The 3,558-nt window shown below is 66.7% G+C and carries 2 protein-coding genes; both read left to right on the forward strand.

Going from position 1 to position 3,558, the window contains the following annotated elements:
* Positions 1-84: 84 nt before the first annotated feature.
* Positions 85-1,767 (forward strand): hydantoinase B/oxoprolinase family protein, encoded by a 1,683-nt coding sequence (locus tag AC5JJ6_RS04570; protein WP_496040911.1) that lies wholly within the window; start codon positions 85-87, stop codon positions 1,765-1,767.
* A 51-nt stretch (positions 1,768-1,818) separates the two neighbouring features.
* A complete protein-coding gene (locus AC5JJ6_RS04575) occupies positions 1,819-3,363 on the forward strand; it encodes an ABC transporter substrate-binding protein (protein WP_496040912.1) in 1,545 nt (514 codons plus the stop codon).
* Positions 3,364-3,558 lie beyond the last annotated feature (195 nt).

Genomic DNA, 3,558 nt, shown 5'->3' on the forward strand with positions numbered 1-3,558 from the left:
CGAGCAGATGGACGCCACCACCGTCGTCCTGCCGGGGATGGTGGCCCATGTCGAACCCTACCTCAACCTTGTCCTGGAATCGCTATGAGCATGCCCGTCCCCAGCGCCGAGGCCACCGCTTCGGCTACTGTTTCGGCCGCTGCTTCGGTTGACCCGATCACCGTCGAAGTCATCGGCAGCGCCTTTTCCTCGATCGCGGAGGAGATGGGCGAAGCGCTGGTCCGCGCCAGCTATTCCACCAACATCAAGGAGCGGCGCGACTGCTCGACGGCGCTGTTCGACATCCGGGGCAACACGCTGTGCCAAGCCGAGCACATCCCGATGCATCTCGGCAGCTTCATCGGCATCATCCCACACATCATGCGGCGAAACCCGTTGTCGGAGATCAAGCCCGGCGACATCTTCATCGGCAACGACGCCTTCGAGGGCGGTGGAACGCATCTGCCCGACATCGTGCTGGCCGAGCCGATCTTCTATGACGGGGAGATTACCGGCTGGGCGGTCAACACCGCCCACCACGCCGATTTCGCCGACCGGGGCCATGCCCACATCTACCAGGAAGGCCTGCGCATCCCGCCGATCCGGCTGTACCGGCAGGGCGAGTTGCAGTCCGACGTGCAGGAACTGATCCTGCTCAACTGCCAGGTGCCGCGCGAACGGCTGTCCGACCTCCGCGCCCAGGTGGCGGCCAACCGGCTGGGCGTCCAGCGGATGACGGACCTGTGCGCCAAATACGGGCGCGACACGGTGCTGGCAGCCGGCGAGGCGCTTCAGGACTATGCGGAGCGCAAGATGCGGGCCGGCATCGCGGCGATCCCCGACGGCGTCTACCGCTTCACCGACATGTTCGACAACCCGGAGATCGACGAGGAGCTTGAGTTCTCGGTCGAGATCACGGTCGCCGGCGACACCATGAAGCTGCATTTCGACAGCCCGCCGCAGGTCCGCGCCGGCCTCAACATGGTCTATACGGCGCTGCTCTCAACCGTCTACTACGCGGTCAAGACGGTGGTCGATCCGACCATCCTGCCCAACGCCGGCCTTGCCCGCCCGCTGGAGGTCACGGCCAAGGAGGGCACCATCCTCAACTGCGCTCACCCCGCAGCGGTCAACGGTAGGATCGCCGCCTGCCAGCGGGTCGTCGACCTGATCCACGGCGCCCTGGCGCAGGCGGTGCCGGAGCGGCTGACGGCGGCCGGCAACGGCGCCTGCGCTTCCGCCAGCTTCATCGGCGTCGATCCCAGGACCGGCGGCACCTGGGTCTATCTGGAGACGATCGGCGGCGGCTTCGGCGCGCGGGCGACCAAGGACGGCCTGGACGGTGTCCATATCCACATGACCAACACCTCCAACCTGCCGTGCGAGGCGCTGGAGCTGGAATACCCGCTGACGCTGCTGCGCTACGAGCTGGTGGACGGTTCCGGCGGGGCGGGAACCACGCGCGGCGGCATGGGGCTTCGGCGCGTCTACCGCGCGGAGGCCGAGTGCCGGGTGCAGATGGACGGCGGACGCATGAAGTCGGCGCCCTGGGGTCTTGCCGGCGGCCACGAGGGCGGCAGGGGCGATTGCCGGTTCAGCGCCGGCGTCGAGCCGTTCGACCATGGCTCCGGCCTGCTGCGGGCCGGCGACATCATCGAGATCATCACGCCGGGCGCCGGCGGCTACGGACCGCCCGAGCGGCGCGACCGCGCCCTGGTGGCAAAGGATCTGGCGGACCGCCGGATCAGTCCCAGGGAAGCGCGCGACGTCTACAAGTTCGCCGGTTGAGCCCGGTCCAGTCAGAGAGAACCCGTCCAGTCAAAGAGAAGAGGTGCCATCATGCGGATATCCCGTCGCGGGTTCCTGGTTGCGGGAGCGAGCCTGCCGCTCGCCGGATTGGCCGGCAAGGTCATGGGTCAGACTTCCTCCGGCTCGTCCGCCAAGGGCGGCAACCTGACGATCGGTCTGTCATCCTATCCGCCGAACCTCCAGCCCTGGGTCAACGCCGGCTCCGCCGCCGGGACCATGGCGGCACTCATCCACCGGGGCCTGCTGTCGTTCTCGGCGGACGGCAAGATCCAGGGTGAACTGGCCGAAAGCTGGGAACGCGACGGCGATACCGGCTGGGTGTTCCACCTGCGGCAGGCGAAGTTCCAGAACGGCTCCCCCGTCCGTGCCGAGGACATCAAGTGGAACCTGGAACAGGTCGCGGACGCGAAGTCCACCGCCTATATGCGCAGCCAGTTCCAGGGGGTGGAGCGGATCGAGACTCCGGACGAACGCACGGTCCGGCTTATCATGAAGGAGCCGACCGTCGCCGTTCCGGACTGGCTGGCGACATATTTCATGCCGATGGTGGCGCCGGGCACGCTCAGCCGCGACAGCTTCGCGATCGGGGCCGGCCCTTTCAAGCTGAAGAAGCTGGAGCGCGGCGTGTCGATCGACCTCGAAGCCTTCGAGGGTTTCTACAAGCCGGGCATGCCGAAGTTCGAGACCGTCCGGGTCGTCGCATATCCGGATGAGAACCTGCGGGTGGCGGCCTTGCAGTCGGGCGACGTCGATCTGATCGACTACGTCCCTTGGGCCGCCATGAGCCAGATCGAGCAGGACAAGAACCTGCGGCTCGACACCACGCTCGGGCCCTACATGTACCTGACCTTCAACGGCAGGACGGGGCCGTTCGCCGACGCCCGCGTCCGCCGGGCGGTGGCGCTGGCGATCAAGCGCGACGACATCGTGCAGAGCGCCTTCTTCGGCCGGGGAGCACCACTGGAGGGACTGCCTCTCCAGGAAGGCACGCCGTATTTCGATCCGGCGCGGGCGCATGGCTGGCGGCGCGACCTGGATGCCGCCAAGGCGCTGCTCGCGGAAGCGGGGTTGAGCGGCGGTTTCTCCTGCACGCTGCTGTCCACGGCGCAGTACGGCATGCATAAGAACACCGCCGAGGTGGTCCAGCAGAACCTGGCCGATCTCAATATCGTGGTGAACCTTCACATGCCGGACTGGGCGACCAGGGTGGCGCTGGGCAATCGCGGACAATACGAGTTCGCGGTCAACGGCACCGCGATGGAAAGCACCGATCCCGACAACCTGTCGTCCGTGCTCGACGATACGGCAGCCCCGTCGTTCATCCGCAGCACCGGCATCACGGTGCCCGGTCTTTCGGCTTTGCTTCATCAGGGCCGGGCGGAGTTCGATACCGAAAAACGCCGTGCCATCTATGCCAAGGTCGAGGAACTGGTGCTGGAGCAGGCGCCCATGGTCGGCCTTGCATGGCGGTCGCAGGGATATGCGATGAAGGCCAACCTGCAGGGCTTCACCAATATCCCCGGTCCGCTGTCGTTCTACTCGGCCACCACCCTGGAGAACGCTTCCCTGGCCTGATGCAGGCTCGGAAACGGAGGTCGATGCATGGAATGGTTCGTGAAGCGTCTCGGCATCTCGGTGCTGCTGGTCTGGCTGGTCGCCACCATCGTCTTCCTGGCGATATACCTGGTGCCCGGCGACCCGGCGGAGCTTCTGCTTTCGCAGGGAGGTGCGGCACCCGATCCCGCCATCGTCGAGGACCTGCGCGACCAG

This window comes from Skermanella sp., from assembly GCF_059503625.1.

Coding starts and splice junctions, on each gene's coding strand:
- AC5JJ6_RS04570 (WP_496040911.1), top strand. CDS start 85: ATGAGCATGCCCGTCCCCAGCGCCGAGGCCACCGCTTCGGCTACTGTT.
- AC5JJ6_RS04575 (WP_496040912.1), top strand. CDS start 1,819: ATGCGGATATCCCGTCGCGGGTTCCTGGTTGCGGGAGCGAGCCTGCCG.